The 25,830-nt window shown below is 53.2% G+C and carries 21 protein-coding genes and 6 pseudogenes; 7 read left to right on the forward strand and 20 right to left on the reverse strand.

Features of this window, described 5'->3' with window-relative positions:
• Positions 1-11 precede the first annotated feature (11 nt).
• The 9 genes and pseudogenes from A3SI_RS23220 to A3SI_RS08170 form a co-directional block, all read right to left on the reverse strand.
• Positions 12-2,962 (reverse strand): annotated as a pseudogene (locus A3SI_RS23220) (FAD-binding and (Fe-S)-binding domain-containing protein).
• Positions 2,963-3,028: 66 nt separating this feature from the next.
• Positions 3,029-3,877, reverse strand: a complete 849-nt coding sequence (locus A3SI_RS08140; RefSeq protein ID WP_009055010.1) for a prephenate dehydrogenase — start codon at positions 3,875-3,877, stop codon at positions 3,029-3,031.
• A gap of 51 nt (positions 3,878-3,928) precedes the next feature.
• Positions 3,929-5,092: a pyridoxal phosphate-dependent aminotransferase gene (locus A3SI_RS08145; protein WP_009055012.1), complete on the reverse strand. Its 1,164-nt coding sequence runs from the start codon at positions 5,090-5,092 to the stop codon at positions 3,929-3,931.
• A pseudogene (locus A3SI_RS08150) lies at positions 5,089-5,957 on the reverse strand (prephenate dehydratase). Before A3SI_RS08150 ends, A3SI_RS08145 begins: the two are co-directional and overlap by 4 nt.
• Positions 5,944-7,022, reverse strand: a pseudogene (locus tag A3SI_RS08155) (3-phosphoshikimate 1-carboxyvinyltransferase). The pseudogenes A3SI_RS08150 and A3SI_RS08155 overlap by 14 nt, the downstream one beginning before the upstream one ends.
• A gap of 173 nt (positions 7,023-7,195) precedes the next feature.
• The gene (locus A3SI_RS23540; protein WP_449406404.1) at positions 7,196-7,825 is read right to left on the reverse strand and encodes a 3-dehydroquinate synthase family protein; all 630 of its coding nucleotides are present in this window, start codon (positions 7,823-7,825) and stop codon (positions 7,196-7,198) included.
• Positions 7,814-8,250 (reverse strand): annotated as a pseudogene (locus A3SI_RS23545) (3-dehydroquinate synthase); the annotation flags it as partial. The gene A3SI_RS23540 and the pseudogene A3SI_RS23545, both read right to left, overlap by 12 nt.
• A 63-nt stretch (positions 8,251-8,313) precedes the next feature.
• Positions 8,314-9,420 carry a chorismate mutase gene (locus A3SI_RS08165; RefSeq protein WP_009055017.1) on the reverse strand — a complete coding sequence of 369 codons (1,107 nt, stop codon included), beginning with the start codon at positions 9,418-9,420 and terminating at the stop codon, positions 8,314-8,316.
• Positions 9,421-9,812: 392 nt separating this feature from the next.
• Positions 9,813-10,466, reverse strand: a complete 654-nt coding sequence (locus A3SI_RS08170; RefSeq protein ID WP_009055018.1) for a 4'-phosphopantetheinyl transferase family protein — start codon at positions 10,464-10,466, stop codon at positions 9,813-9,815.
• Positions 10,467-10,480: 14 nt separating this feature from the next.
• On the opposite strand from A3SI_RS08170, the gene A3SI_RS08175 reads away from it, so the two are divergent.
• Positions 10,481-11,398, forward strand: a complete 918-nt coding sequence (locus tag A3SI_RS08175; protein ID WP_009055019.1) for a WD40 repeat domain-containing protein — start codon at positions 10,481-10,483, stop codon at positions 11,396-11,398.
• A gap of 7 nt (positions 11,399-11,405) precedes the next feature.
• On the opposite strand, the gene A3SI_RS22540 is transcribed toward A3SI_RS08175, so the two are convergent.
• Together A3SI_RS22540 and A3SI_RS22545 are read right to left on the reverse strand one after the other, a co-directional pair.
• A complete protein-coding gene (locus A3SI_RS22540; protein ID WP_316929137.1) occupies positions 11,406-12,719 on the reverse strand; it encodes a putative LPS assembly protein LptD in 1,314 nt (437 codons plus the stop codon).
• Entirely contained in the window at positions 12,655-14,166 is a 1,512-nt protein-coding gene (locus A3SI_RS22545; RefSeq protein WP_316929138.1) for a putative LPS assembly protein LptD, read from the reverse strand. The genes A3SI_RS22540 and A3SI_RS22545 overlap by 65 nt, the downstream gene beginning before the upstream one ends.
• A 68-nt stretch (positions 14,167-14,234) precedes the next feature.
• Here A3SI_RS22545 and A3SI_RS08185 point away from each other — a divergent pair, with 68 nt between their 5' ends.
• The 6 genes from A3SI_RS08185 (at position 14,235) to A3SI_RS08205 (ending at position 18,508) form a co-directional block, all read left to right on the forward strand.
• A complete protein-coding gene (locus tag A3SI_RS08185; protein WP_040670497.1) occupies positions 14,235-15,035 on the forward strand; it encodes an N-acetylmuramoyl-L-alanine amidase family protein in 801 nt (266 codons plus the stop codon).
• A gap of 99 nt (positions 15,036-15,134) precedes the next feature.
• Complete coding sequence (locus tag A3SI_RS08190; protein ID WP_009055021.1) at positions 15,135-16,763, forward strand: acyl-CoA carboxylase subunit beta; 1,629 nt, start codon at positions 15,135-15,137, stop codon at positions 16,761-16,763.
• 94 nt (positions 16,764-16,857) lie between these two features.
• Positions 16,858-17,178 (forward strand): hypothetical protein, encoded by a 321-nt coding sequence (locus tag A3SI_RS22550; protein WP_316929139.1) that lies wholly within the window; start codon positions 16,858-16,860, stop codon positions 17,176-17,178.
• Positions 17,127-17,714 (forward strand): transglutaminase-like domain-containing protein, encoded by a 588-nt coding sequence (locus A3SI_RS08195; protein WP_316929140.1) that lies wholly within the window; start codon positions 17,127-17,129, stop codon positions 17,712-17,714. Before A3SI_RS22550 ends, A3SI_RS08195 begins: the two co-directional genes overlap by 52 nt.
• A gap of 21 nt (positions 17,715-17,735) precedes the next feature.
• Positions 17,736-17,915 carry a hypothetical protein gene (locus A3SI_RS08200; protein WP_040670489.1) on the forward strand — a complete coding sequence of 60 codons (180 nt, stop codon included), beginning with the start codon at positions 17,736-17,738 and terminating at the stop codon, positions 17,913-17,915.
• Positions 17,916-17,917: 2 nt separating this feature from the next.
• Positions 17,918-18,508 carry a hypothetical protein gene (locus tag A3SI_RS08205; protein WP_009055024.1) on the forward strand — a complete coding sequence of 197 codons (591 nt, stop codon included), beginning with the start codon at positions 17,918-17,920 and terminating at the stop codon, positions 18,506-18,508.
• Between the two features lie 66 nt (positions 18,509-18,574).
• Here A3SI_RS08205 and A3SI_RS08210 read toward each other — a convergent pair whose 3' ends face one another.
• The 9 genes and pseudogenes from A3SI_RS08210 to rfbB all read right to left on the reverse strand — a co-directional run bounded on the left by A3SI_RS08210 (position 18,575) and on the right by rfbB (position 25,827).
• Entirely contained in the window at positions 18,575-19,030 is a 456-nt protein-coding gene (locus tag A3SI_RS08210) for a DUF4268 domain-containing protein (RefSeq protein ID WP_009055025.1), read from the reverse strand.
• Positions 19,031-19,033: 3 nt separating this feature from the next.
• On the reverse strand, positions 19,034-19,912 hold the full coding sequence (locus tag A3SI_RS08215) for a ChaN family lipoprotein (protein ID WP_156810234.1): 879 nt from the start codon (positions 19,910-19,912) through the stop codon (positions 19,034-19,036).
• A gap of 34 nt (positions 19,913-19,946) precedes the next feature.
• Positions 19,947-20,315 (reverse strand): dihydroneopterin aldolase, encoded by a 369-nt coding sequence (gene folB / locus A3SI_RS08220; RefSeq protein ID WP_009055028.1) that lies wholly within the window; start codon positions 20,313-20,315, stop codon positions 19,947-19,949.
• A gap of 4 nt (positions 20,316-20,319) precedes the next feature.
• On the reverse strand, positions 20,320-21,624 hold the full coding sequence (locus A3SI_RS08225; protein ID WP_009055029.1) for a DivIVA domain-containing protein: 1,305 nt from the start codon (positions 21,622-21,624) through the stop codon (positions 20,320-20,322).
• 113 nt (positions 21,625-21,737) lie between these two features.
• A pseudogene (locus A3SI_RS08230) lies at positions 21,738-22,951 on the reverse strand (arginine deiminase).
• A gap of 158 nt (positions 22,952-23,109) precedes the next feature.
• Positions 23,110-23,394 (reverse strand): DUF6503 family protein, encoded by a 285-nt coding sequence (locus A3SI_RS20570; protein ID WP_009055032.1) that lies wholly within the window; start codon positions 23,392-23,394, stop codon positions 23,110-23,112.
• A pseudogene (locus A3SI_RS20580) lies at positions 23,336-23,880 on the reverse strand (DUF6503 family protein). The gene A3SI_RS20570 and the pseudogene A3SI_RS20580 overlap by 59 nt, the downstream one beginning before the upstream one ends.
• Positions 23,881-23,957: 77 nt before the next feature.
• Positions 23,958-24,617, reverse strand: a complete 660-nt coding sequence (locus A3SI_RS08240) for a hypothetical protein (RefSeq protein WP_009055034.1) — start codon at positions 24,615-24,617, stop codon at positions 23,958-23,960.
• A gap of 148 nt (positions 24,618-24,765) precedes the next feature.
• Complete coding sequence (gene rfbB / locus A3SI_RS08245; RefSeq protein ID WP_009055035.1) at positions 24,766-25,827, reverse strand: dTDP-glucose 4,6-dehydratase; 1,062 nt, start codon at positions 25,825-25,827, stop codon at positions 24,766-24,768.
• Positions 25,828-25,830: the final 3 nt, after the last annotated feature.

The following is a 25,830-nucleotide window of genomic DNA, read 5'->3' on the forward strand; positions in this document are numbered from 1 at the left end:
CCAAGCTTCATCTACTCCCGTAAGGCAGCGCGCAGCAGGGTAGCAGGATGCTGCGCCCGCCGCTGCGTGCCGTCAAATACCTGATGTCGGCAGCTTGTCCCTGGAGCGACCAAAAGCGTTTCGGGCGCTGCTGCTCGAACAGCAGGAAATAAGACGAGCTCGCCGATTTGCATACTGAGCGCATAATGTTCTTGTTCGTAACCGAAAGAGCCAGCCATCCCGCAGCAGCCAGAGGGAATTACCTGCACCTGATAATTCGCAGGAAGCCCAACACAGCGCTCGATCCACTTCACACTGGACAGCGCCTTCTGGTGGCAGTGTCCATGGATCAGAACCTGGGCCTGCTGATCTGTAAAGGATTCCGGCCGGATCGCACCAGCAGCCACTTCTCGGCCGATAAATTCCTCAAACAACAGGCTGTACTGCTTTAACTTTTTCGCCTGTGTACGCAGTGCCTCCCCGCGCACCAGGCGTGGATATTCATCGCGAAAGCTAAGCAAGGCAGAGGGTTCCAGCCCGATAAGTGGCGTATTCGCATCGATAAGAGGCCCGAAAAGGGCTACATTCGCTTCCGCATGCCCCCTGGCTTTTTCTAAAAGCCCCTTAGAAAGTGCTGAGCGACCCGATTCCTGATGCGGCAGCACGCGTACATCGTAATTCAGCGCATAGAGCAGCTCCAGCGCAGCCTTCCCGATTTCAGGCTCATTAAAATTCGTAAACTCATCCACGAAGAGGTACACCGTCTTGATCGGCGACTGCAGCGGCTGCCGCGTCCGCGCATGTTTTCGGTACCAGGCCATCAGCGACTGGGAGGCCACCTGTGGAAGGCTGCGCTCTGGGGCTACGCCCAAAACTTTTTTCACCAGCCCCCCCGTGAAGGAATTGGCCAGCAGCGCATTACTCAGTGGGGCTAAGGGGCTGCTCAGCGCATTCAGACGATCGATATAGGCAAAAGCCTTCGAGCGGAGCGGAACGCCATGGGTCTTTTGGTACTGATGTAAAAATTCCGCCTTCATGCTGGCCATGTCCACATTCGAGGGGCATTCGGCCGTGCACCCCTTGCAGGAAAGACAAAGGTCCAAGACTTCCTTAATTTCTGCATGATCGAAGGGATTTTCTGCCTTATTTTGGGTTAAAAACTCCCGCAGAGTATTGGCCCGGCCGCGTGTAGTGTCACGCTCTAGGCGCGTGGCCTGGTAGCTGGGACACATCGTCCCTCCCGAAGCTGCCTCTTTCCGACAGTCGCCAGAGCCATTACACTTTTCGGCCATACGTAAAATGCCTCCGTCTGCTGAGAAATCGAGCACCGTGTCAGGTACGGGCGTTTCCATCCCCTCTTCGTAGCGCAAGTTCTCTTGCATGGGTGCTGCATCCACGATTTTGCCTGGATTAAAAATTCCTTTGGGATCCCACGTATATTTCAGCGCTCGAAAGCGTTCGTAATTGCGCTCCCCTACCACCAAAGGGATAAAAGGGCACGCACGCGCCCATCTCCATGCTCGCCGGACAGAGATCCTCGGTATTTTTTTACGAGCAGGGCAGTATCGCGGGAAATGGCATAAAAGTCCTCCCTCCCTTTTTTGGTTTTCAGGTCTAAAATGGGGCGAAGATGAATCTCACCCGCCCCGGCATGGGCATAATGCACGGGTTTTTGGCCGTAGGCCTCCATCATCTGGTCGAACTCTGCGATGTAGTCGGCGAGATCTTCTATGGCCACCGCGGTGTCTTCGATGCAGGCCACCGCCTTCGGATCACCCGGAATATTCGCCAGCAGACCGAGGCCCGCACTGCGCAGCGCCCAGGCAGCGGCTGTCTTATCCGGACCGATGATGGGGTAAGCATAGCCCAGTTGCGCTGCGCGCAAAGCCATGATCAAGGCCTCCCCTTTCGCACGGGCGCTGGCTTCATCGGGCCCTCGGAACTCGATCATCAGCAGCGCCTCGGGGTCGCCCTCCACAAAGTAGCGGTTAGGGGCATAGGCCAAGCTGGTTTTGGTACAATCTAAAATGATTTTGTCCATCAGCTCTACAGCTGTGGCGGGATGCTTCATGGCTACCTGCGCGGCCTGCATGGAGGCATGGATACTGTCAAAGTGAGCCGCCACGACGATTTCTACTGGCTCTGGCAGCGGATCTAAGGAGAGCGTCACCGCGGTAGTCAGCGCGAGGGTGCCCTCTGAGCCGCAGAGTAGTTTGCAAAAGTCGAAGGCCGGACCCTCCTCCTGAAAAGGGGCGGCAGCTGCCAAGTAATCTAAAGCATAGCCTGTGTTGCGGCGGTGGATGGAGGCCTTCGGAAAGCCCTCGCGAATGTCCTCTTGCACCTCCGGATCGGCCAGGGTCTCCAGTGCCCAGCGGTAAAGGCTTCCTTCTAAGGTCTGCTCCTGGGCTTTGGCCTGCAAGGCCTCCGGGCTGAGGGCTTCGAAAACGGCCTCCGAGCCATCGCTCAGGATCGTTTCCAGGCGGAGCACCTTTTCCCGCGTAGTGCCATAGACGATGGAGGTAGTGCCTGAGGAATTATTCCCCACCATACCACCGATCATGGCCCGATTCGCCGTAGATGTAATGGGGCTAAAAAACAGGCCATGGGGCTTTAAAAACCGGTTAAGGGAGTCGCGCACCACGCCAGGCTGCACGCGCACAGTGCGCGCCTCGGCATCGAAATCCAAGATCGCGCCCATGTGCCGACTTACGTCCACGACGATGCCGTTTCCTACACACTGCCCTGCCAGCGAGGTGCCCGCCGTCCGCGGAATCAGTGAGGTGCCCTGCTCCCTAGCAAAGTGCACCAGCCGCTGTAAGTCCGCCGAATCCTTTGGAAAAGCTACCGCTAAGGGCTGCTCTCGATACACGGAGGCATCTGTGGCATAGAGGTTTCTACTCAGGCTATCAAAAACCAGCTCGCCAGAAAGCTGTTCGGCTAATGCTTCGAGGGCTGGACGTAAATCAGAAGTGCGCATACTCATGCTGCTAAGATACGAAATAAAGGAAAGAATTGGGCTTTGGGCCGGGGCCCAAAAGATTCGAAGGGTTTAGGGCTCCAAGTCCAAAATGGTCTGGATGCGGTTTATGGCTTTCAGGCGGGCATGGAGGGCAGCGCTGTCGCCACGGTCTAAGGTTCCGCGCAGCTCCTGCAGATTGGCGATGTAGCGGTCTAAGGCATCCAGCATGTGGCTGCGGTTTTCCAAAAAGATGGGGGTCCACATGGCGGGGCTGGACTTGGCCAGACGCACGGTGGAGGCGAAACCGGAGCCTGCCATATCGAAAATATGCCGGTCGTCTTCCATTTTCTGGAGCACCGTTTCGCCCAGCATAAAGGAGGTGGCATGGGAGAGGTGGGAGACGAAGGCCAGGTGGCGATCATGCTCCTCAGGATCCATAAAGCGCAATTTCATGTTCAGGCTTTCCAGCAGGGCATAGGCTTTTTCTTTCAGGTGCAGGTCGGTGCGCTCCATCTCGCAGACGATAAAGACTTTGCGCTCCAGCAGCCCTGCCGTGGCCGCGCGTGGTCCTGAATACTCCGTCCCCGCGATGGGGTGGCCGGCTAAAAACTGGGCACGCTTCGGATGCTGGCTGAGGGCGGTACATAGGGCGCCTTTCGTGGAGCCGAGGTCGATGACCAGGGTGTCGGGGCCTACCTGCTCCAGGACCTGCGCCGCGAGACCGGGTAAAGTATCTACTGGAGTGGCCAAGAGAACAACGTCGGTTTCGGCGGGGATGGTCTCTTCGATGCGCTGCACCAGACCGAGGGCCAGGGCCTCATGGGCATGATCGAGATTACTGTCCCAGCCGCTGAAGCTGAGCTCAGGCTTGGCCTGCTGTAGCGCCAGGCCGAAAGAGCCTCCTAATAAACCGAGGCCGATGATGTGGATATGTTGCATAATACTCCTGTTCGGCAGCGCTGAGGGCTAACTGCCTATTTGTATGTCAATTTATTTCATAGAATTGGGTCCGATTCTGTGCAGGGCTTCTAGGATCGCTTCCAGCGGGGCGCAGAGGGAAAGGCGCACGTAGGTTTTGCCGCTAGGCCCAAAAACCTCCCCGGGGGTAAGGAAAATATGCTTTTCCTGCAGCAGGCGATCGACCACCTCGCTGCCCTCCTGCCCTTCAGGGAGACCGGCCCAGACAAACATGCCGGCCCGATTCCGCTCGAAGCGCCAGCCCATCTGCGTGCAAAAGGCCCACAAGGCTTCTCGCCGCTCGGCGTAAAGGGTGTTTAAGGACTCGTACCAACTTCTCGGCTGCTGAAGGGCAGCGATGGCGCCCTGCTGCAGGCCGTAGAACATGCCTGAGTCCATATTGCTTTTCATGCGCAGCACAGCAGCGATCCAGTCGGCGCGACCGCAAAGCATGCCGATACGCCAGCCTGCCAGGTTCGCGGACTTACTCAGGCTATTGAGCTCCAGGACGCAGGAGGTGGCGCCAGGGAGGGAAAGGAAACTTGCTGGCCGCTCCACCAGCACTTGGCTGTATGGATTATCATGGACCAGTACGATGTTCTTTTGCCGAGCAAAATCCACCAGCATCTGCCGCGTGGCCGCACTTCCTACCGCGCCTGTCGGCATGTGCGGAAAGTTCGTGTAAAGTATTTTCACCTGCGCTGTCCATGCCGCTTCGAGTGCCTCTACAGTGGGTTCCCAACCTTCCGCCTCGCTGAGCGTGTAGGGGATGACCGCTGCGCCCAGCATCCGTGCGGCGGCGGCATAGCTGGGATAGCCCGGATCTGGCACCATGACAGCGTCCCCTGGGTTTAAAAATGCCATGGAAAGGTGCATAATACCTTCTTTAGAGCCCATCAGCGGCAGAATCTCGCGCTCGGGATCCAGCTGCACGCCATACTGTTCGCCATAGTAGTGGGCCATAGCCGCGCGCAGGGCAGGCAGTCCACTGTAGCTTTGATAGCCATGCACGTCGGGCTGCTGTGCTGCCGCACAAAGGGCCTCCACCACTTCCGGCGCCGGGGGCAAATCGGGGCTGCCGATGCCCAGGTGAATCACCCGATGGCCAGCCGCCTCCAGTTGGCGCACCTCTTGTAACTTGCGCTGGAAGTAGTAGGGCTGTATCGCTGCATGTCGGTCTGCGAAAGCACTGCTCATGCTAAACGGTTTTGATAGGTTCCGAAAACAGTGACCTCGCCGAAGTGCGCCTCGATGTCGGCTTTTAGCTGCTCCCAGAGGCTAGGTTCACCATAGCAAAGGTCCATAAAGAAGGCGTACTCCCAGGGTTTTTGGATCAGCGGCACGGACTGAATCTTACTCAGGTCCGCACCTGCATCAGCGATATGGCTGAGCAGGCGTGCTAAAATCCCGGGGGAATTCGGCATGGCCACCTTTAACGAGGTTTTTAAGGCCCGTTTTTGTTGCTGCGGATGCAGGCCGAGTCCCAGCTGCCAGGCTTTCGGCAGGGTCCGACTTCGGGCGCTCACGATCACGAAGCGGGTATAGTTTTCTTTAACCGTCTGAATATGGGAGGCCAAAATCTGAAGATCGTAGATGGAGGCGGCCACTTCAGAGGCGATGGCCGCCACACCGCGGAGCTGCTGCTGCCGGATTCTTTTGGCCACGGTGGCCGTATCGGTGTCCGCTTGCGGACGTAGGTGCGGGTGCTGCGCAAAAAAAGCCTGACACTGCAGCAGGGCCATGGGATGGGAGCGCACCTCCCGAATATGCTGCACATCCTGCCCCGGTAGTGCATCAGGTGATGGGCGATGGGCAGGTAATGCTCGTCGGTGATCTGCAGCTGGTGGCGGTCGATCAACTCATAATTGGGCAAAATAGCCCCTGCGATGGAGTTTTCGATGGCCATCACCCCGTAGGCCACCTCTTGGCGGGCTACTGCAGCGGCCACTTCCTCGAAGGTGCTGCATTCCTGCACCTGCACCTCTTCCCCAAAGTAGCGGAGGGCCACTTGATGGTGGAAGGAGCCGGGCAGGCCTTGGATGGCGACATTACGCGTGCTCATGGTGGGGAACTTGAAGAGTAGGATGTACCAGTGCGAGATGCTTCCAAAAGCTCGGATAAGATTTATTCACCACCTCGGGCGCTTCGATGAGCACCTGTGTGCGCGTCATCAAGGGCATAAAGGCCATGGCCATGCGATGATCGTCGTAGGTATGGATCCGCACCTCTTGGGGCATTTCGATGCTTGGCGTAAGGGTAAAAGCGCCTGGACTTTCCTCGATCAGGGTGGCCGACCACTTGCCCAGCTCTTGCTGCAAGGCAGCGATGCGATCCGTTTCTTTAATCCGGAGACTCTCTAAACCGGTAAAGACCGCCCGCTGCCCCAGAATCGCGCAGGTCACCGCCACCGTTTGGGCCAGGTCAGGGCAGTGGGTAAAATCCCAGGCCTCCAGCCCCAGCACGGCCTGCTTTTCGAGCAGCACGCCCCCCTCTTGGAAGGTACTTTTTACCCCTAAGCGCTCCATGATGGCGACGATAGCGGCATCCCCTTGCAGGCTGTCCGGCTTCAAGCCCTCCAGAAAGAGGCTGCCCGCTTCCGCACAGGCCACCAGACTAAACCAGTAGCTGGCACCCGACCAGTCTGCCTCCACCGCAAAACGATTCGGGCGGTAGGGCTGCGGGGCCACATGAATTTCGTTTTCGACCCACTCGGCCTGCGCCCCAAAATGCCGCATCAGGGCCAGCGTCATGTCGATGTAGGTTTTCGAGCCCACTTTCCCCTCTAGGCGCAACTGCAGGCCTTCGGGCAGGGTCGGTGCGATGAGTAATAGTGCAGAGATGTACTGGCTGCTCACATCACCACGCACGCTCAGGCGGGCACTGCGCTGCTGCTGCATGCCATGAATGGCCAGCGGGGGGTAGCCCTCAGCACCCAAGTAATGGATCTCCGCACCGAGCGCACGCAGGCATCCACTAAGATACCAATGGGACGCTCGCACATGCGCGGAGTGCCGGTAATCAGTTTTTTCTCTTGGCCACGGGCCAAAAATGCCGTCAGAAAACGCATCGTCGTCCCCGCATCCAGTACATCTAGGGAGGGCGGCAGGGTCTGCAGCAGGCGGATCATCGTTTGCGTGTCGCGCGCCTCAGCCAAATTATCGAGCACACAGTCCGGACCCGCGAGGCTTGAATAATCAGCGCACGGTTACTCTCCGACTTGGAGGCCGGAAGGGGGATGCGTGTGTGTGGAAACTGGCTGTGCTGAGAAAGGGTTAATACGTCCATAGTTGGGGAAAATTTTCAGGGCAGCTCGAGTGTCTGCTCCATATAATAGTGTAGGGATTCCTCTAAATCCGTTAACGTCAGGTGAACAAGTGGCAGGGCGGCTCCGATATCCGAGAGCAGCGCCAGCTGTAGGGCCTTGCCGGCATTCTTTTTATCCTGCAGACAGCGGTCCAGCAGCTGTGGAAACTCCTGCAGCGGAAGGGCTACCTTCCCGAAGACGTCAAGCAGGTAGTGTGTGATCAGCTGCAGCGCTTCGGCGGAGAGACCGGTATGTTTCCAGGATAGGAAGGCCTCCGCGATCATACCGACAGCGATGGCTTCTCCATGCAGGAGCGGCTCATCTGTTTCCAGAAAATGTGACTCTACGGCATGACCGATGGTATGCCCGAAGTTCAGGATGCGCCGTAGCCCCTGCTCTTTCGGGTCAGCCGTTACCACCGCTTGCTTGATGCGCACGGAATGCTGGATGAGCGTAGGCCAGTCCTGTGATTTCCAGTCGCTGCGGCTACTGAGGGAATAGAAGTAGGCGGCATCTTGGATAAGGCCATGCTTGATGATTTCGGCGAAGCCCGAGCGCAGCTCGCGTTCTGGCAGGCTGCTGAGGAAGCGGGCATCGATCAGGACGCGCTCCGGGTCGGTAAACACGCCCAGGTGATTTTTAAATCCCATGAAGTCCACGCCCAACTTACCCCCCACGCTGGCATCCACTTGCGCAGCAAGCTGGTGGGCACATTGAGGAAGCGAATGCCGCGCTTATAGGTGGCCGCACAGAAGCCTCCCATGTCGCCTGTAACGCCGCCGCCGATATTCAGCAGCAGCGACTGCCGGTCCAGCTGCTGCTCGGTCATCCAGGTCCAAATCTCCATGCAGGTCTGCAGGTGCTTCTGCTGCTCCCCTGCGGGAAAAGCGTACACGGTATGTGGGGGCAGGGCATCCGCTAAGAGCGGGTAGCACGCTGCGTAGGTATTCGAATCGCACAGGACCGCTAAGCTACTGAAGCTGAGCTGCTCCAGCGCTTCGCGCAAATGGGACCGGATGTCGGTCGTAAAGGATACACTCTGGAATTCCATGGTTTTCGTTTAGGAAAGAAGCAAGGTACGGCTGAAATAGCACTTTTTCAAGTTTGGCTTCCCTTATGCCTGCGAGGCTTTCGAGACGCTGGCTTCTCGCAACTGCTTTTCTTGACGTTTTACTGACTCTTCGTGAATACAGTAAAGTAATTCTTTCATAAACTTCTCGCCGAGGTTTTTTTCTATGCCTTTTTGGGTGCGTGAGTCCATGACATACTTCCAGCGATCCGACTGAAATACGGTGAGGTTATGCTCCCGCTTGTAGGCGCCGATCTGTTCGATGATGGAAAAACGCTCCTGTAAGAGGTCCAGCAGCTGATCGTCCATGTGGTCCACTGCTTTTCTGAGGTCGTTTAAACGTTCGTCTGGATTTTCTACGCCATTGGTTTCTTTAAAATCGATGGCGGCGAGCAGGGCTTTCAGGGCCGCAGGGGTAATCTGCTGGGCAGCATCTGACCAGGCCTTATCGGGGTTATGGTGGGTCTCGATCATCAGACCATCCAAGCCGAAGTTAATCGCGCGCTGGGCAGTTTCGAGGAGTCCTTCACGCTTGCCTACGATGTGACTGGGATCGTTAACGACCTCCATCCCTTTCCATTCTCTTTTCAAGTGGATCGGCATGGACCAGTTGGGCTTATTTCGGAATTTTTTATCGTAGGAGTCGGAGAATCCGCGGTGGATGGCGGCCAGTTTCGTGATGCCGACTGCATGAAAGCGCTCTAGCGCACCGATCCAAAGCTGCAGGTCGGGATTCATCGGATTTTTTACCATCACAGGAATATCGGTTCCACGCAGGGCTTCCGCGATTTCCTGGACGGCGAAGGGATTCACGGTGGTACGCGCTCCGACCCAGAGGATGTCGATATTATGTTTGAGCGCCAGCTCCACATGGGCGGCATTTCCTACCTCCGTGGTAATGGGAATGTTCAGGTGATGGCGGACGATTTCCATCCAAGGAAGTCCCTCTTCGCCGATGCCCTCGAAGGAACCTGGCCGTGTTCGAGGCTTCCAGATGCCGGCACGGAAGACCTTAGGGATCATTTCTTGGGCTTTCATTTCCAGGCAGATTTTTTCGATCTGCTCCGGCGTCTCTGCGCTGCAAGGGCCTGCGATGATCAGCGGACCTGCTAATCCTAATCCCCAATCTTTACTTTGTACGTGCGTTTTCATGTGTTACTGGTTTAAAATGTAAAAAGGTCCGACTCTTTCGAATCGGACCTTGCTATCTTGATTATATAAATGTATTCTTTTTTCAAGCGGCAATAGGGAGCTCCGATTCGACTTTTGATCGAAAGTAAAAGTAAAAAGTAGAAGAAGTAGCGTCCCTGTAGCGTTATCATGCTGTAAATGTAAAAGCTTCGGAATTAAAAAAACAAATAAAGAAATAGCCCCTTTATTACCGGAACGCTAAAAAACTGACGAAAGTCAGCTAATTTGTTGGTTTCAGATCAAGACAAAGGGCTAAAAACAAATGAAAAACCACATAACAACCGATAAACAAAATATTCATTCGAAATAAAAAATTTTAAACCACTTTCATTTTTTCCTTTCACAGAAAGCATTTACCAGACCGTATAGGTCATCACCAAGTCGTTTTGGACATAGGGCTTCACTTTATAAAAATGATTGGAATGGTCCGTGTGGTGAATTTGACCATAGATAAAGGGAGCGTCCACGGGAAAGGGATCCAGTAGGATATGTTCGCGCAGGCTAATTCCTTTTCTACCCTGGCATTTGAAGATGGTTTCTTTGGCCGACCAGGCCAAAGTATAATGCAGCGGATCCTTCGGCAGGAATTCGAGCTCCTTATCGGAAAGGAATTTCGGACCTAGGCGTAGCGTTTTCTCCCGTACATGATCGATGTCGATGCCTACGGGCATTTCTTGGTGGTAAATAGCTGCCGCAAACCGCTCGGTATGGGACAGGGACACGTAGCCGATGCCGTTCATGCTGTGAGACTTCCCGTGGCGATCCTTATAAAAGCCAGGATACACCAGACCCAGCGCGTCGAGCGATTCCTTTACGGCCATGCGTGCAGCGACCCACTCGCGCTGCTTTAGGGGATGGGTGATATTCGCTAGGGAAAGGCGCTCCCGGAAGCTAAGAAAGGATGTTTCGGTCTCCAGCGCTGCGGGAATTTCTCGCAAAACTAGAGCCGATACGGCACTTATTTTCTCTATTTTTGTTTGTATAGTTTCTTGCTTCAACGCCTTCATAACCCTTTCTTTTTATGGCTGGAATTACCGTAGAAAAACTCCATACCTTAACTGGACATAACGATTGTATTTACACTGTAGTCGCCGGTGCAGAATCGCATGCCGTCTACACTGCGGATGGAAACGGCATGGTGGTCTACTGGGATTTACGCCAGCCAGACCCCGGAAAACTGGTAGCGAAAGTTCCGAACTCCATCTATGCCCTTACGGTGGATAAAGCAGGTAAGTTGCTCTATCTCGGTCAGAATTTCGAAGGCATTCATGTGATCGATCTCGAAAGAAATAACCAAATTTGGTCGATAAAAGTTACGAATTCCGCAATATTCGACCTATTTTTAGATGAAAACCTATTGTACATCGCGACAGGAGACGGGGTACTCATCGTGCTGGACATACAGGCTCGCGCCGTGAAAAAACATATCAAAATCTCTGAAAAATCGCTTCGTACGCTGGCTGTATCGGAAAAGTATGTGGCCATCGGGGATTCGGAACATGCCCTCACCGTAGTGGAGCGCGGCTCTTTCGCTCCTGTAAAACGCCTGGAAGGGGCACATAAAAACTCCATTTTTACGCTCAAATTTTCGCCCTGCGGGCAGTATCTGGTCAGCGGAAGCAGAGATGCGCACCTGAAGTTTTGGGATGCAGAAACCTTCGAACCCCTAAACGCCGTGGTGGCACACATGTATGCCATCAACAGCCTGGCTTTTCATCCGGAGGGGCAGTTCTTCGTCAGCGGCAGCATGGATAAATCTGTGAAGGTCTGGCAGCTAGAAGGACAGCGCCTGCTAAAAGTCATCGACAAGGCACGCCACGCAGGCCACGGGACTTCCATCAACAAGGTGCTGTGGACAGGGTTCGACGATCAGGTGGTTTCCGTCAGTGATGACCGTAGCGTGTCAGTGTGGAAAATAGCCGGTCTCCCTTATCGCTAGACAAAACTTAGCGATCGAAGAAGGAGCGGCGACGTGACACTTTCAGATCCTGCAGCATAGCCGAATTCACCCGAATGTCGATGTTGTACGAAGTAAATCGCCCGAAAGGGATCCAGTTGATATTCATCGTCCAGCAGTGCAAGTTTCGTGCGATACCGATCATGGACTGCGTCACCTGACGTGTGGAAAAATCGATCCCCGAGTTGAAATTAATCTTCCACTTTTCACTGATGCTCACATCTCCGTTCAGGTTCAGCGCCTGGGTGAGATTAGTCATCCCATTCCCCTGCACACTGTACACGATGTTATAGCCAAAGCCCAGGTTCCAGGGAATCTCCCAGTCGATGTATAAGGTCGGGTCATTCACGATCCGGGTAATCTCATTTTCCACGAACTCATTCATGATCCCCCCCTGATTAATAAAATCATTCGTCAGCTCATCCCGCATCTGCCCCGGGTTTCGGTCAGCACGCCGCGGGTTTAGGCTACCCGTCACGTTCAGCGTCGCATTACGCAGCCGCGCCAAGCCCTGTCCGCGCGTAAAAGCGAACTCATTAATACGGCGTGTAATCTCCTGCCCCTGCGCATTCCGGAAAGTTCCCGAAGCATAAGGATCAAAGGTCGCTGAAAGGTTGACGTTCAACTTATTATCAAAAAACGCCGTCCGAGTATTAATATTTACGGGAGCCAACTGAAACGAGTCCGCTGCAAAATTATAGTTGGTCGCTATATTTAACGTCTGTAGAATCGGAATTTTTCGCGTACGATTCGCCGCCGTATCGCTTCTATTTAGGAGCTTGGCCTCCACCGTATTTCGGATATTGATACCCAGGGAGCGGGCTTCGCCCAAAGGTGCCGAACCGAAGACAAATCCCTGATGGCGGGAAAACAGCTGGGTGTTGCCCAAGCTATCCGTTTGCACCCGCTGGAAAAAGCCACGTCTCGGATCCGAAAAATCTGGCGTAAAGTTAAAGCTAAAGGTCGGCTGCATGTGATGGCGCACCGTTTCGACCCGCTTCGAACGCTTAAACTTATAGAAACCGTAAATATTCGTGTTCAGCGCAAATGAGCTGTTGAAGAAGCTCACCCGGTTAAAGCCCTGCTCGATATTGCGATCCACACGCTGCTCGGCCGGATTAAAGAAATAATTGATGCGCTCTAAGTACCAGAGCTCGGTAAAGTTCACCGCAGCCGTTCCCGTAAAATACTTGAATAGCGTAAAATTCGATGTAATCGGAATGGTGTTTCGAGCCCCGTTATTGGCATCGCGAAGCAGCTGAGGCAGGTTGGCCAAGGTAAAGTCCAGGAAGTTTTGCTCCATGAGCAAGTTCTGAGACTGCCAAGAAAGCATCTGAAATGACGCCGATCTGCTGCTGCTCACGGTTGGTAATCGTGTTCGTCAAATTAAAGTTATAGGCAATATTCAGCGTACGGAGTGGCTCGAATTTCACATTTCGGAAGGGCGACTGCCGGTTCATGTTCACCGCGATATCGGGCAAAATAAGATTCACCTCATTCGTCTGCACGTTTTGAGAGTGCCGTAAGTTGGCAGACATACTGAAAGGCGTCCCTGCAAATGTCTTGCTGTAGGCGATGTTAGAAGAAAATTCCGCATTAATGTTTTGCTGGAAGTTGTTTCGTATCACCACATCATTATAATTCGTGCTCCCCGCATTTACGGAGGCGGAAAAACGGCTATTTCCACGTGCTTCGGGGGTATGCTGCCAAGTCACCCAAGTGGTGGAGAGGTCCAGTGGGTTTACTTCGGTGATGTCACTGGTGATGCGTTGGAAGTCGATGTTAAAGCTCCCTCCGTAGCGGTAGCGTTTTTTATAGGCCGAGGCCGCATTCACCCCCCAGCCCCCTCGGGAGTACACTTCCCCGGTCAGACGCGTGTGCACATAATCGTTGAATGCGAAGTAATACCCAAAATTTCGGAGGAAAAATCCGCGCACCTGCTCTTGTCCGTAGGACGGAAAAATAATTCCCGAGGCCTTCTCGTCCGGGGTGTCGGGAATGATCCCAAAGGGCAGGCCGATCGGGGTAGGAATATCATTAAAGTAGAGGTTAAAGGGTCCCGTGACCACCTGCTTACCACGAATAGATTTAATTTTAGCTGCATTAATGTGCCAGTGAGGTTCGGCCAGGTTACAGGTGGTATAAAACCCCTTATCCATATAAATACTCCCATCCGTGGTTTTTTTAATGGTTTGACCCCGCAGGAGCCCATCCTGCTGCTCGGTGACCACATCCTTGATGATGGCTTTTTGGGACTTTATATTGTAGCGCATCTCCTTACGGATCTCATAGGTACTCTGCCCCTCTTTAAAGATAGGATTCCCCTGCACGACGCCCGTGGAGTCCACGATGCCCGAAGCGTAGATTTCGCTTTTATTCTGGTCGATGATGATTAAATCTGCATCTAATCGTATATTTCCGTACTCAAACCAGGCATCGTTATACAAATAGATTTTCCCTGTAACGAAATCGGTGATGATGGAGTCTTCGGCGTAATAGTTGATAGTCGTCTGAATATCCCCAGTAGGCTTCACCGCGGTACTGTCTGTAGGGGGGATGGAATCTGGAAAATCTACCAGAAGGCTGTCCAAGTTCAGGTCCAGTTCAGGGCGCTCCTGTCCCGGCACAGGCAGGGTGTCCGGAGCCACTAAAGGGCGCTCGACATTTCTTCTGCTACGACTTTGGCCCATGGCCAAATCCGACAGCAGACAGAGTGCGAGAAGAAGAAGCAAGAACTGGTGATTACGCACTGAATTCTTCGTGTTTATATAAAAATTGTTGAATTTTGCCCGTGCAAAGTTAATGGTATTTAATGCTTATGAAACGTATCCGGCTTAAAAATATTCTATTCCTCGTCTGCTTGACCCTGGCATTTCTTTTTAGTGCTTTTCAGCCTGCAGGACCGAAGCGCGCCAACTATAAACTTCGCCGCATCGTCATCGATGCTGGGCACGGAGGGAAGGACCCCGGAACGGTCGGGGCGATCTCGAAAGAAAAGGACATCGCGCTGAAGGTGGCCCTGCAGGTGGGCAAGTATGTGGAGGAGCTTCTGCCAGGTGTGGAGGTAATTTATACCCGGAAAACGGACGTTTTTATCGGGCTAAAGGAGCGCTCGAATATCGCCAACCGTAACCGGGCGGATCTATTTATTTCGATTCACTGTAATGCTTCCCCCTCCAGGGCTGCGTATGGCACGGAGACTTTCGTGATGGGAACGAAAAACTTCGAGTCCAACTTCGACATCGTCAAGCGCGAAAATGCGGTGCTGCTCCTGGAAGAGGACAATCAAGAGACCTACGAAGGCTTCGACCCGACCTCGCCGGAGTCCTACATTTTATTTAATTTCACCCAGAAGGCCTACATCCATAATAGCATTTCGCTGGCAGAAAAAATCGAGACCGATTTTAGGACGCGGGTGAACCGGCACAGCCGAGGTGTGAAGCAGGCGCCCTTTTGGGTGCTTTGGAGCACAAGTATGCCTTCGGTGCTGATCGAGCTGGGCTTTTTATCGAATGCCAATGAAGAACGCTACCTGAACTCGAAAGATGGCCAAGTTTATTTGGCTTCCGCCATCTATCGCTCCATAAAAGCGTATAAAGAGGAAGTGGAAGCCCTATAGGCAAAATAAGATAATTAGGGCTTTTCTGTAAAACCATTTCTATGGCCCGCATTAATTCTTTAATTTAGGCCGAGATATCTACTAAACCCGAATAACTTTATGAATATCGAGTTCAATAGGAACGAAGACCAGCAGAAGCAGTTGCTCTTCCAACTGCGTTCGCGCTTGGACACAATCAAGCTTGGCGGCGGAGAAAAGCGTATCGAGAAAGAGCATGCGAAGGGCAAACTGACTGCCCGGGAGCGTATCGACTACCTGATCGATGATCCAGAGGACTTTTTAGAGATCGGTGCCCTAGCGGCTTATGGCATGTATGCCGAGCAGGGTGGATGTCCCGCTGCGGGAGTGGTGGCCGGTATCGGCAAAATCCAAGGCAGAACGGCCATGATCGTGGCAAACGATGCCACCGTAAAAGCGGGCGCATGGTTTCCAATGACGGCCAAGAAAAACCTGCGCGCACAGGAAATCGCCATGGAAAACCGTATTCCGATCGTGTACCTGGTGGACTCCGCTGGCGTGTACTTGCCGATGCAAAACGAGATTTTCCCAGACAAAGAGCATTTCGGCAGACAATTCCGAAATAACGCGAAGATGTCCTCCATGGGCATCGTGCAGATCGCTGCCATCATGGGCTCCTGCGTAGCGGGAGGGGCTTACCTGCCCATCATGTCCGATGAGGCGCTGATCGTCGATAAAACGGGCTCCATCTTTTTAGCCGGCTCCTACCTCGTGAAAGCCGCCATCGGTGAGCAGGTGGATAACGAAACCCTCGGCGGAGCGACCACACACTGCGAAATTTCAGGGGTTACGGACAACAAATACCCGGACGATGCAAGTTGCCTCGACGCCATCAAAAACATTTTCAGCACGCTGGGCGAGCCCGAAACGGCTGGCTTTAACCGCATCGAGCCGAAAGCCCCGCAGGGCAATATGGAAACGCTTTATGGCGACTTTCCTGCCGACCGCGTAAAGCCTTATGACATGCGCAAGATCATCGCACATCTGGTGGACGACAGCGCTTTCGATGAATACAAAAAGGACTACGGCAAGACCCTCATTTGCGCGACAGCGCGTATCGACGGCTGGGCGGTGGGTATCATCGCCAATCAGCGTACCGTGGTCAAAAATAAGAAAGGGGAAATGCAGATGGGTGGGGTGATCTACTCGGACTCCGCCGATAAGGCCGCCCGCTTTATCATGAACTGCAACCAGCGCAAAATCCCACTCGTCTTCCTACAGGACGTGAGCGGCTTTATGGTGGGCAGCAAGTCGGAGCATGGCGGCATCATCAAGGATGGCGCGAAAATGGTGAATGCCATGGCAAATTCCGTGGTCCCCAAGTTCACTATCATCCTCGGAAATAGCTACGGAGCCGGAAATTACGCCATGTGCGGAAAGGCCTATGATCCGCGGCTCATTTACACTTGGCCTACCGGCCAAATGGCGGTGATGTCCGGTGCCTCTGCAGCAAAAACCCTGCTTCAGATTAAGGTTGCCTCGCTGAAGGCTGCTGGCGAGACGATCACAGAAGAAGATGAAAAGCGCCTGCTGGACGAAATTTCCGCCAAGTACGCCGAGGAGCTGAGCCCCTACTATGCAGCTGCGCGGCTTTGGGTGGACGGTATCATCGATCCGAAGGATACCCGACGTGTGATCAGTCGCGGCATCGAAGCCGCCAACCATGCGCCTATCCGCGAGGCTTTTAATGTGGGCGTGATCCAAACCTAAGAGATGCTTCGGAGGGGATAAAAATAAGCTTTTGAACATCAAGGCCCTATGCGGGAGCCGGAACCTTCTCGTTTCAGCTCCCGTTTTTTAATTTATGGAAGCGCCGCTAACCGACCAAGAATTAAATGCTTTGATTTCCCTGTTGGATGACGAGGACAGAGAGGTGAAGGACCACGTGCGTGGGCGTCTTTTGGCCCTTGGGGCCGACCTGATCCCCTACCTCGAGAATCAGTGGGAAAGCAGCTTTAACCCCAGCATCCAAAAGGAACTGGAGGAGCTCATTCATGACCTGCAGTTCGCGCAGCTGAAAAATCGGCTGCACGACTGGGCTGCGTCCGAACGCAGAGACCTGCTGGAGGGGCTTTGGTTGGTGAACACCTACCTGTATCCGCGAGTCTCAGCCTGGAGCAGCTGAACGCAAAACTGCAGCAGCTGTATTTCGATGTGTGGAGTAACTTCTCAGACGAGGGAGATGCTATCGAGCAGATACAACTCCTGAACCACCTGCTTTTTTCCCGGCTGCGCTTCTCGGCAAATACAAAAAATTTCCATGCTCCCTCGAATAATATGCTGCACCAGGTCCTGGAAAGCCGTAAGGGGAATCCGATCAGCCTGAGCATGGTGTATCTGCTGGTTGCGAACCGCCTCGGGCTGCCCGTTTATGGGGTGAACTTGCCGAATCTGTTTGTGCTGACCTATAAATTCGACGGGCAGCAGTTTTACATCAATCCGTTTAACAAGGGCATTCTTTTTTCACGAAAGGATGTGGAGCATTACCTCGAGCATCTGCGGCTGCCGACGAAGGAGAGCTACTTCGAGCCCTGCGATAGCATGGCGATCATTCGGCGCTTCTTTCGGAACCTCGGACTTTCTTTCGAAAAATTAGGAAATCCGGAGCGGGTGGAGGAAATTCGGGAACTGCTGCGCCTGCTGCAGGATGATCCGAGCTAAACGCTTCTAACCGCTTTTACGATGCCCATTCGCCCTCTTCTGAACACCCTCGGCTACCTCTTGATGCTGGCCTTAAACTATGTTTTTGCTTCCGGTGCGGCGAGCCGCAAAACCGTCGGCGAGGTATCGGCTCTCTACACGACACAACTCACACCCGCGGGGTTTGCTTTAGCATTTGGGGCATTATATACCTTGGCTTAGGCTTGGTGCTGCTGGCAGAGTGGCGCGGCGTGCTAAAGGGGCGTGGGCAGGCGGCTTCTGCTGTTCTTTGGCCCTGGTTTTTCGTCAGTCACCTGCTGAATGCCGCATGGATTGTGGCTTGGACCTCGGAGTGGATTGCTCTGGCCTTACTGCTCCTCTTCGGGCTGCTGTTCAGTATTTTACGTCTACTGTTTGCCCTCCGCCAGGAAGCAGTTGAGCGACCTTTCGGGCGGCTTCATTCCTGGGTACGCGCGGCTTTCGGGCTGTATGGCGGTTGGGTCATCGCAGCCACCGTTTTAAACGCTTCGAGCTGGCTAGGCACCTTTTCGAGAAGCTGGCAGGCAGTGGATTTTTGGCCCTTTCTGATCTTGGGGGTCGCTATGCTGCTGTATTTGGTAACCTTTCGGCTGTTACGCGCTCCCGGCAGCCTCTTGCTGGCTGGCGCTTGGGCCTTTTGGGGCATCGCGAATGGCGGAGGAGGAAAGGCGAGCGCGCTGGGCAGTTTTGCCACAGGGCTCGCCCTTTTGTTTATGGGGATATTGGTCGCAGATTTCCTTTGGCGCCAGCGCCAAAGGCAAAGCAGCAACAACTAAACCGGAGCGGATTTAGCGCTTAAAGTGGAGTTCGACTAGAACGGGAAAATGGTCGGAGGCGTATTTTCACCCCTCGAAAACCGGATGTACATTATCCCAAAAAGCGTCTAATGCGATCATCCGTGGTTTAAAAAAACGAATCAACGCGCCCCAATCCTCTCGTTCTAAGACATTTACCCCTGAAAGCCTGGTCGAAACATGGGATATGGATAGCCCAAAAGGATCCTGCTCCTCTTCTACCCAGTCCCACACCTCTCCCGTCTCCTGTTCTAGCAGATGCCGGAGGGCCTTCAGCTGCTCAAAAAACAGTAAGCGCAGCGTCTCGTCTTTATGCTGTAAGAAAATGCCCACACGTGCATGGTCGCGCTCCGCCTGCATCCGGAAATACACATGCTTTACGCCCGTCTTGTAATTTTGCCAGTTTACTGGAAGGCCAGATGCAGTAGGCACCGGCTTCATGTACTGCCCAAAAGCCGTCCAAAAAGCTTGCTTCAACTGCGAAATCTCCCCTTTTTTATACATAAATCAGTACGACTTCGGACTATCAAGTGGTAAAACGACCACATAATCAGCTAAGCCAGCATGCGTAGCATCCCAAGCATGAATATCCTCCTGTTCCACGCAGCTGATTAAAAGGATGGGCAAATCCGGCATCTTCTCGCGCACATACCAGACAATACCCTCGCCATCTTTCGTGTGATAGGCACCATTAATATGGAGTACCTGCTTGCCCTGCTCCAAAGCAGGAAAAAGAGACTCCGCCATCGTGGCATCTTTCAGCGCCTGCGCCTGTACCATATAGGCCGCGCGCGAGCCAGCACCATGCATCATCTCCTGCATGGCGGCATAACTGGGGAGCTCCATATCCACCTGAATGGGCAACTCCGGCAAATAGGCTTTCGCCTTCTCACTTAAGGTCTCTAAGGCCTCTAAGCCCTCACGACTTACATAGGAGGCATACTTGCGCGGAACATTCGAAGCGATAAAAGGTATTTCCTTGGCCTTTGCATACTGCAAAAGCGGCTTGTAATCCACCTTAAAGTTATTCCACAGCTTCGTCTCCGCCTCTAAGTTAGCATCACTGAGCTTACCTGCCAGCCACTCATCAAGGGTCAGCTGATCGTCACGCTCAAAAAACTCTGCCGCCAATACCAGGCGCTCTGTCTGCAAGCCTTTTAAGACCTGTAACTGCAGCCAGTGCAAAATCGAATTGTTATGAAACTCCCCGAAAAACACAAGCGGAGCATCCTGCAGCTGCGCCAGCATCTCCTCGAAGGTCACCTGCCGCCCTTCACTGGCCTTATAAATCGTATAAGGCTGCACCTGAGCATAACTCACACAGCATACACTAAAAAAAAGCACTGCCGCCAGTGCTGAGCGCCACAGTGTGCGCTTCTTTTCCATCGTTTTCATCTTCTTCTACCGCTACTTTTTTTATTTACGCCTGATAATCTTCTGGATACCGCACCGTTACCACAGAATAATTGACCACACCACCTAAGGGAGGATTGTGCTTCTTGATCTTCACCTCCACTACTGTACTCGCCGGATACGCCTCCCGAATATCTGCTATCATCAGGTGCGCCAAGTGCTCGAGAAGCTTGACCGGCACCAACATATGCCCCTGAGCAATTTTATACAATCGCCCATAGTCCACCGTATTCTTTAACTGATCCGTTACCATCGCCTCCCTGAAATCGGTCTCCACCAAAATATCTACCGTAAAACGGTTGCCCAACTTATTTTCTTCTGAAAACACCCCATGATAGGCGTGAAACTCAATTCCTTCTAATGCTACTTTACCCATCCTGTTATTCTAATTCATCGAAAAAGGAGCGATCCTTACGCATTTCCTCTCTATTTTCAACCACACCATCGCCCTGTAATTTTGCCCGATACGCTTGAAGACGCTGCCTGCGCGTTAAAGGCTCAGTCTCTTTATCCTGCTCATTATCCTTCTCATCCTCCTCTTCTTCCTTGGTCTTATCTACTTCCTTCACCTCTTTTCTAGCGGCTGCCAACTCCGCCTCAAACTTGCGCTGATTGGACTCTTCCCTCGCTTGCGCTGCCTCCTGCTCCGCCTCCCACCGCTGCTGAGCTTGCGCATGCGCTTCTTTAGCTGCGGCTAGGACCTCCTGCTCTTGCGTATGAAGCGCCATTTCTTCAGCTACCTGCGCCTGCTGGGCAGCCAGCTCCTGCTCTCGGGCTTCGAGTTCCTGAACACGTGCTGCATGCTCCTCCGCCTCCCGGCGCAAAGTCTCTGACTTGGCTTCCAGGGCCTGCTCTGCCTCTACCAAAGCACTTCTACGCGCAGCTACCTCCTGCTCCAAGCCATCCGTCTGCCAGTTTTCTGGTGCTATCTGGCGCAGCAATTTCTCCGGTAAGCTGAAATCCAAGGTCTCCATGCGTGCGGCACTTTCCGCTAGGTTTTCCTGTAACAATACGTGCATGCGTTCCACCTCAGCAAATAAAACCTTACGTGCCTCTAAAACCTGTTGCACATCCGTGGCCACTTGCTGTAACGCTGCACGCTCGTCTGCGATAATGGCAGCACTACGCTCCTTAACTAAACGCTCGAAGTTCGCAGTTTGCTCAGCCGTCTGGGCTGCTAGCGCCGCTGCTTCTTCGCGCGCTTGGGCTAAAAGCGCCGATGCCTCCGCAGCAGCCTCTTCACGGATGCGCAGGGCTTCGGCCTCCGCCTCTTCGCGCAGCTGACGCGCGGTAGCAGAAGTTTCCTCTACCAGCTGGGTGCAACTCGCCCGCACCTCTTCCTCCTGCGCCGCGCGAAAAGCATCCGCCTCCTCATGCAAGCGCTGGTGATAGGCCTCGGCTTCTTCACGCAGCCTCTTGCTCTCTAACTCAGCATCCGCTAAAAGCTTGGCAGAAGTGTCCTCCGCAGTCTGCAGCGTAAGGTAAAGCGACTTTTCCACGTTGCGCAAGCGCTCCGAATCCTGCTGACTTTCCTTATATTTTTTCGTTAACGTCTGGACAGTTTCCTCATGCTCTTCTAAAGTGGTGGCAAGGTGAGCCAAAAGTTCATCTATAGCTCGAGGATCATAGCCTCTAAAGACTCTTTCCAGCTGTAAGGTACGTAAGTGCGTGGCCGATATTTTCATAAAGCTAAATTAGAGATTTCTACGGATATTTAAGGGGCTTTCCGATTTATTCCCCCTCCGCACAAAAATATAGCCAAAAAACAATTCCCACAGCCTTACACAAAAGGGGGCTCCTACACCTTCGCCCTACTCAGCGGCATGGTCATACAGCGCGGCCCGCCTAGCCCACGGCTTAACTCTGAGGAAGGAATCTCTAAAACCTCTACGCCTACATTTCGAAGCGCTCGGTTCGTGTGCTTGTTGCGGTTATACGAAATAACACGACGTGCGCCGATCGCAAACACATTCGCCCCATCGAACCACTGCTCACGCATCGCATACTCTGGATTGCCATTTCCGGTGTGGATGATGTCCAAATGAGGAATTTCACGCTCCAGCACAGTCAGCAAAGACTCCTTGAGCACCTCGCGCTTGATATGCACCTTATCGCCCTCTTGGCTCTTCAGCGTGTAAAGGGAGGTTTGCAAAACCGCATTTAAAGCGTCCGGATAGGTGAGCACCAGATTTTCGTCTAAAATCGTAAATACCGTATCCAAATGCATGTACTGCCGCTTTTCGGGTAAGTGTACCTCATAGACACGCTGCACCGTACCCTCCGCCAGCAGGGCCTTGGCCACCTGATAAATGGCTTTGGCATCGGTACGCTCCGAATTTCCAATGGCCACTGCCTCCTTACTGAGTACGATCACATCGCCCCCCTCGATGCTGGGCACGGGGTTTTGGCCAGCGGCCGGAAATAAAGGATGCACCGCATCTTTAAACAGCGGATGCCGTTCAAAAATACTGCGTAAAAGATCGGCTTCCCGCTGCCTACCCTCCATCTTCATGCTGGAAAAAATCACCCCGCCCGGCGTTAAGGCGATGGGATCCCGCTGGAAATATAAATTCGGGCTCGGAGGCAAAATAAAGGCGGAATCCATCAGCTCCCCACATTTAAATGTGGCACCTTGCGCCTCAGCTCATGCACCTTTATGCCCGCCGTCAAGGCCACTGCGCACTCTGCCGTAGAAAGCCGCTCCATAAAAAGATTACTCAGGTGCTGCTGACCCGAACGCGCCAGATGCGCCTGCAACATCTGCTGCCGGGTATTCTCATCAGCTAGTACCTGTACCAAAAGCTCATGCAAACGATACACCGTAGCCCCGGTAGTTTGCTTAATCAAGTCAGTAAACACATCGTGTTCCTGCTGCATGGCTTCTAAATAAGGAACATCCTCGAAAAGTAAATACTCCTTATTATATGGAGTTAAGCGGTCGATTTCCCGCGCAGGTCGATGCATGAGAACAGCCTGTAAAGTGCCGAACTCAGAGTATAAACGCAGTTTCATGGTTGTTAAAATTTAAAGCCTAAACTACACACTTTACCTGACTTTCACTAACTCCACCTACTTTTTAAACGGCTAAATCACTTCTAAGCAAAAAAAAAGAGGCCGAAAGCCTCTTATGAACACCCCAGAAGGAAATGAATAACAACTATAACAAACCCTTACGGCGCATAAGGATCCTCCCGCTTTGGCTCCACACGCACATTTTCCAAGCGAATCTCAGAAAGCTTCTCTAAAGCACCTGCTAAAAACAAAGCCTCCAGCTCTTCTAAGGGAGTATCTGCATCCGCTGGCTTGTAGTTCGCATAATCAAGCAAAATCAATCCCCCCACATCATGCCGCTGAATCACCTCGCGGAAACGAACACCTCCCCCATTAGTATGAAAACTATACGCCAAGTAAGCGATTTCTCCTGTCACCGTATCGAACCAGTATAAAAAAAACATCCTCGAAATCCTCTCCGCCCCCTTCTTCACGAAAGGCCACGCGTACTCGCTCATAGCGGGCATCACCGAACTGCACCTCCCCCTCATACGTTTTGATCACGGCTGGATCGTTTAGCCCATAGGCAAAAACGCAAAATAGGCCACCGAATTCACCGAGTTCGTAAAGGCTACACGGTCTTTTTCGCTCAGCTCCACCGCTTCACCTTCGATGTAGCGGGTAAAACCGGCATTATCTAACACATCCCGCACCACCCCTAAGCTATCACGAAAACTCCGCGTATACAGAAACCGCTCTGGACTCTTGAAAATCGTGTACTCCCGATCACGAAACTGAAAGGCGATTTCTACCTCCTTAAAACGCTCTCCCCCATGGGCTAAAATCGCCTGATCTACTATCCGTTGGGCCGGATCTACGGCTGTACATGCCCCGAAGAAGTACGCAAGCAGCAGCACCGCTCCTATCCCATGTAAAAACTGTCTTTTCATCTCCCTTTAAATAACTTAATTGACTACATACTGATGATACCCATAGGCCGCCCGCAAATACCGGCGCTGCCCCTCTTCTAAAACCATTCCTCCTGAGCTTCCGGCCAGAAAAAACCGCCTTCCGCTACATAACCCCCATACAAGAGCAGACGTTCCGCACCCCGCTCTTTCCAGTAGACCGCCTGCAATAAGTACGACTTGGGATGGAAATAATACACCCGAAATGCATCGGCTTCTCCCCCCTTCGGCACCACACGGATACCCACTGCGGCATCCTCTAAAAAGGCAGGGCGCCCCTCTCCTTCATACCTCCATTCCGTATTTTCCTCCGCGCGTAGCGCAAAAGGCCCCTCCGCCCATAGCCGCGCCTGCGTTAAAAAGCGCTCCTGCTGGGCTAAAAACCCAGGGTTTTCGATCGCATTCTCCCCCATACTGTACCGCAAGCCCTGTCTATCCTGCTGCACCGCATGGCGTACCTCCTCCCGAACCCACAGCGCGGAACTCTCCTTTTCCGGACGGTTACGGAAGTTAAAATCGGTCGTCTGATTACGCTCCACCTGACCATCCGCAGTAAAATAAGCCTCCTGCCGCGTAAAGGCCAAGCGTGTCAAGCGCTCCCAGGTCGCCACCTCTCCGTGTGCAGCCCAAACCTCCTCTAAAAAGGCCACCGCCTCCCGGTCCCGATCACCAGCGCCACAAGCGGACAGCAGCATGCTCGCTACAAGCACTAGCACCATGCAGCTACCAAAAAACCTAAATAGACAGCAGCGCACCCCGCTAAAAACGTCTAATTTACTCCCTGAATCCTGTTTCATACCTCCAAAGATAACACAAAAGCGCCGGCATCCCTTTCAGCATGCCGGCGCGAATTTCAAAACAAGTCGCCTACGCCTCGCCCTTCATATAATGGGCCTCGTAGTAAGCTTGATAGGCTCCTGAGGTGACACGCTCGAGCCACTCCTCATTGGCTAAATACCAGTCGATCGTCAGCGAAATCCCCTCCTCGAACTGCAAGCTCGGCTCCCAACCTAGCTCCTGCTGAATCTTGGTGGCATCGATGGCATAGCGCAAATCATGCCCCGCACGATCCTTCACAAAAGTGATCAGCTGCTCCGAGGTTCCCGGCGCCTGGCCCAATTTCTCATCCATTTTCTGACATAGCAGCCGCACGATCGCGATATTCTGCCACTCATTAAAGCCGCCTATATTATAGGTCTCCCCCGTCTTCCCCTGATGGAAAACCACATCGATAGCTCGCGCATGGTCCACTACATACAGCCAATCCCGCACATTCTCCCCCTTGCCGTAAATCGGAAGCGGCTTGCCCTGCTTGATATTATGGATACAGAGCGGAATCAACTTCTCCGGAAACTGATTCGGCCCATAGTTATTCGAACAGTTGCTGATCACCGTACGCATTTTATACGTATTCGCATAGGCACGCACAAAATGATCACTGCTCGCCTTGGATGCCGAATACGGCGACTGTGGATCATAAGGCGTCGTCTCGGTAAAAAATCCTCCATCATGTAGAGAGCCGTACACCTCATCCGTGGACACATGGTAGAACAGATGTTCCGCCAGGGCTTCCGCCCAAAAGGCCTTCGCCACATTCAATAAATTGACCGTACCGATCACATTCGTGCGCACGAAAGCCAGTGGATCCGAAATCGAACGATCCACATGCGACTCCGCCGCTAAATGGATGACATCCGTGATGCCATGACGCTGAAAAACATCCTCCAGGGCAGGCACATCCAAGATGTCTACCTTCTCAAAGAAATAATTGGCAGCATGTTCCACTGCCTTTAAATTTTCCAAATTGCCCGCATAGGTCAGGCAGTCTAAATTCACGATCCGATACTGTGGATACTTTTCCACAAACAACTGCACCACATGGGAGCCGATAAATCCAGCACCCCCAGTGATTAAAATAGCTTTTTCCATACG

The organism is Nitritalea halalkaliphila LW7 (genome assembly GCF_000265075.1).
In the GTDB taxonomy this organism is placed as follows: Bacteria; Bacteroidota; Bacteroidia; order Cytophagales; family Cyclobacteriaceae; genus Nitritalea; species Nitritalea halalkaliphila.

What these genes read in the sequence shown, in the direction of transcription:
- A3SI_RS08140 (WP_009055010.1), bottom strand. Translation starts at nt 3,877, where the DNA reads ATGCAACATATCCACATCATCGGCCTCGGTTTATTAGGAGGCTCTTTC.
- A3SI_RS08145 (WP_009055012.1), bottom strand. Translation starts at nt 5,092, where the DNA reads ATGAGCAGTGCTTTCGCAGACCGACATGCAGCGATACAGCCCTACTAC.
- A3SI_RS08165 (WP_009055017.1), bottom strand. Translation starts at nt 9,420, where the DNA reads ATGAAAACGCACGTACAAAGTAAAGATTGGGGATTAGGATTAGCAGGT.
- A3SI_RS08170 (WP_009055018.1), bottom strand. Translation starts at nt 10,466, where the DNA reads ATGAAGGCGTTGAAGCAAGAAACTATACAAACAAAAATAGAGAAAATA.
- A3SI_RS08175 (WP_009055019.1), top strand. Translation starts at nt 10,481, where the DNA reads ATGGCTGGAATTACCGTAGAAAAACTCCATACCTTAACTGGACATAAC.
- A3SI_RS22540 (WP_316929137.1), bottom strand. Translation starts at nt 12,719, where the DNA reads ATGGAGCAAAACTTCCTGGACTTTACCTTGGCCAACCTGCCTCAGCTG.
- A3SI_RS08185 (WP_040670497.1), top strand. Translation starts at nt 14,235, where the DNA reads ATGAAACGTATCCGGCTTAAAAATATTCTATTCCTCGTCTGCTTGACC.
- A3SI_RS08190 (WP_009055021.1), top strand. Translation starts at nt 15,135, where the DNA reads ATGAATATCGAGTTCAATAGGAACGAAGACCAGCAGAAGCAGTTGCTC.
- A3SI_RS22550 (WP_316929139.1), top strand. Translation starts at nt 16,858, where the DNA reads ATGGAAGCGCCGCTAACCGACCAAGAATTAAATGCTTTGATTTCCCTG.
- A3SI_RS08200 (WP_040670489.1), top strand. Translation starts at nt 17,736, where the DNA reads ATGCCCATTCGCCCTCTTCTGAACACCCTCGGCTACCTCTTGATGCTG.
- A3SI_RS08210 (WP_009055025.1), bottom strand. Translation starts at nt 19,030, where the DNA reads ATGTATAAAAAAGGGGAGATTTCGCAGTTGAAGCAAGCTTTTTGGACG.
- A3SI_RS08215 (WP_156810234.1), bottom strand. Translation starts at nt 19,912, where the DNA reads ATGGAAAAGAAGCGCACACTGTGGCGCTCAGCACTGGCGGCAGTGCTT.
- folB (WP_009055028.1), bottom strand. Translation starts at nt 20,315, where the DNA reads ATGGGTAAAGTAGCATTAGAAGGAATTGAGTTTCACGCCTATCATGGG.
- A3SI_RS08225 (WP_009055029.1), bottom strand. Translation starts at nt 21,624, where the DNA reads ATGAAAATATCGGCCACGCACTTACGTACCTTACAGCTGGAAAGAGTC.
- A3SI_RS20570 (WP_009055032.1), bottom strand. Translation starts at nt 23,394, where the DNA reads ATGTTTTTTTTATACTGGTTCGATACGGTGACAGGAGAAATCGCTTAC.
- A3SI_RS08240 (WP_009055034.1), bottom strand. Translation starts at nt 24,617, where the DNA reads ATGGTGCTAGTGCTTGTAGCGAGCATGCTGCTGTCCGCTTGTGGCGCT.
- rfbB (WP_009055035.1), bottom strand. Translation starts at nt 25,827, where the DNA reads ATGGAAAAAGCTATTTTAATCACTGGGGGTGCTGGATTTATCGGCTCC.